Origin of the sequence: Prevotella sp. P5-126, from assembly GCF_002251185.1 — a bacterium.
Classification (GTDB): domain Bacteria; phylum Bacteroidota; class Bacteroidia; order Bacteroidales; family Bacteroidaceae; genus Prevotella.
The window spans coordinates 1-2,984 of sequence record NZ_NPIZ01000103.1; the positions used below are offsets into that span (position 1 = coordinate 1).

The 2,984-nt window shown below is 36.4% G+C and carries 1 protein-coding gene; it reads right to left on the reverse strand.

From position 1 onward, the window contains the following. Window positions 1-1,090: 1,090 nt before the first annotated feature. Window positions 1,091-2,353 carry a sialate O-acetylesterase gene (locus CIK90_RS11770; protein ID WP_094465576.1) on the reverse strand — a complete coding sequence of 421 codons (1,263 nt, stop codon included), beginning with the start codon at window positions 2,351-2,353 and terminating at the stop codon, window positions 1,091-1,093. Window positions 2,354-2,984: the final 631 nt, after the last annotated feature.

The window sequence follows — 2,984 nt, forward strand, 5'->3', positions numbered from 1 at the left end:
AGGTTATTATACTTATATTGCACAAAATGGTGATATGGAGGACTCTGCTGTAGTTTTGCATGATTTTTATGGTTTGACCTGTAGTTGAGCCTATGAAGATGGGACTGTTGGGTGTGTTCCAGGTTGTTTTTGGGGTGGACAGAGGATTATCACTGTTGGTTATGTGGGGGATAACTCGGTTATTTAGGTGGAAAACAAGGCATTAAAAGCCCGTGGAGGGCTTTCTGCAGGGTTGAATCATAGTGACCCACGGAATGGACGAAATGGTTTTATTCGCCGTAAAAATGCTCAGTGTGGACTGGAAATGCGGGGTTCTACCTCGGCAGATTTGAGACAAAAGGCATTGTGCTGGTTTGTGGTTGCTGAAGGGTGTACCACCAGCCATGATGGTGGCATTTCGTCGAGTTTTCGATAGATTCTCGCTATTTACTCGATCGACATTCGTTGCTCTTTCGTTCGTTTTTCGCTTGTTCCTCGTTCGGTTCTCGTTCGGTCTTCGATAGACTAACGACTAAGCAACGAGAGACGAACGAGAGACGAACGAGGACCTAACGAGAAGTCAACGAGAACCGAACGAGAAGCAATCGAGAAGCAATCGAGAAACCGTGGGCTTTCTGTCGTGACCTGATGGCATGTAAATCTGTTGGTTTTGTAAACATAATCAGTATTTTAATTATTGGATTATTTGTTTGATTTTTGGTTTAAGGGTATCTTTCTTATTTTTAGAAATCATCCTCGGCTTGAAATACAAAGATACAACATGACACCCCCGGAATGCAAGAGTTTTGGCAGCTTTAATTAGATATTTAACACTGTTTAACTTTATTATAGATATTTTTGTTTTCAAACTCGTATAGTGTTCTCCATGGATTTTTATTGTCGCAGAAATCGCGGTAAGTAAAATCTTAAATACATCAGATGCGTGATAAGTGAAATACGAAAAGCGTTCAAAAGCCTCGGAGAAGAAGTGTGATTCTTCCCCCCAAAAAAACAATATCTTACAAGAATTAAGTAAGAAAAACGCAAAAGCGTACCATGTTATATAGAATCACTGTAACTTGGTTTGTCATGTCATCCAAAAACACACCATCTATTCAACAAGTATGTCAAATTGATAACACCAATTATGCATTGGGTATATCTTTTTGGGGACTATCGCAGCGTTGACAAGACCTTGACTATCACGAAGATTTCCACGAGCTCCTCTTAAATAACCACTTTTTCCTTTCTGACCATTTACAGCATACCTTACTTTAGCACCCTTCACTATCTGTGAACATTTCAACAAAATGGTATCTCCATGTACCACAACATCTTTAATAATAGATTCATTAGAGGCTGTAACAACATTAAACCCATAATAATCTACTTTGCAAACTTCTATAGTATCTATTACTAATGGAGGACAAGGTACATCTAAAACAACTTTTACCTCTCTTCCTTCAGCAATTATTTTCTTTGGATACAACCCACGATGTTTTTGATTTCTTATAATGCTTATAACCGATTCCGCATTATAATAACCAACACGTTTTTGGCTTATTGCATTTATATGCATACGTTCCCGGGCAAAATACAAAAAATAAGTAGGCGTTCCAGCAACAAAGAAAGAATTGTCACGAACTAACTCCATCTGTGCTTGTGGTATGCTTGTCTCATATAAACTATATTCATTCTGACAGAACTCATTGCACAAAGCTAACATATTCGTTTGATAAGATACTATCTTGATATCTTGCTTTTGATGAGTAATTGCCTTTATATCTTTATTGATATCGATACTAAACTGATTCAACTTTTGTTTGTAATCAACATTTGTATAGTCATACATGTCTGACTCGCCTTGCATCCAACATATTGCGGGAACGTAGAATTTCATTCCCTTCTCATCTGCTTTCTCTTTCGCATTCTTAATATCATTGAGAAAACGCACATAAGGAGCAGTGCCTTTACTTATACCATTGATAGGTGTTGCTCCTTGTCCACCAGCAAAGACACAGACCATGGTGTCTTTTCCCAACTCGTTCACCAAAGCCTCTGCCATACCATAAACAGACACTTCAAAATCACGTTTGGATAGTTTTAGAACACGTTTGATCTTTCTTTTGACAGGACTGCAGTCATAATAGCCAAATTCATTTTTCAGATTCTCACCCACTATTCGATAGTCATAAAGTTCATTCAAACTATCGAGATTTGTAATTCGTTGCGTTTCTTCACCTAACGCCAAGCTCTGTCCATAGACAGGCACACAAACTACAACCTTACTGTCATCATTACGATTCTGGCAAGCCAGAAATGAGAACACGATTGGTATGAAAACAAAAAACAAGTCTTTTTTCATTTTTTTCATCTCCTTTGTAGTTCACTAAAGTCATCTTACTTCCTCGAATCTCTTGAAATATAGTTGGTACCGGATACTTTTATCACGCGACAATTTAAAGTCGCATTTTTAATGTCAAACGGATAAAGGAAACAAACAAGTTAAATTTTATTTAGTTAGTACATTTGATTGTTTTTGTGTTCTCAGATACCATGTCATTGACAAATATAAAAGCCCCCTCTTTAGCTATATTCAAAAAAGACAAAGAACAAAGCGATTCACGTGAACCTAATTAATTCAAGTACAAACTCGTCCACTTTTAGTGAACGAATGCAATTTTCTCCGCAAATATACACAAAAAAACATTAACATACAAGCATTTTACACAGAAAGCTCAAAATTGTTATTCAATAAACATACCTGGCTCAGCACACGGCACGTCATTTATCTTAATTGCGATTAAGTAAAAAACAAGAAACAATAACTTTTTAAGAACAAATTATGTTTTTCCAACATAATTGCGTATATTTGCATTGTATATAGATACCCCAGTTCGGGATAAGAAATAGTTTATAAAAAAGTTGGTAGTCTCATAAATATCTTGTACATTTATAGGTGAAAATCAAATAGTTACAAAAATATTTGATATGACTACCGATTG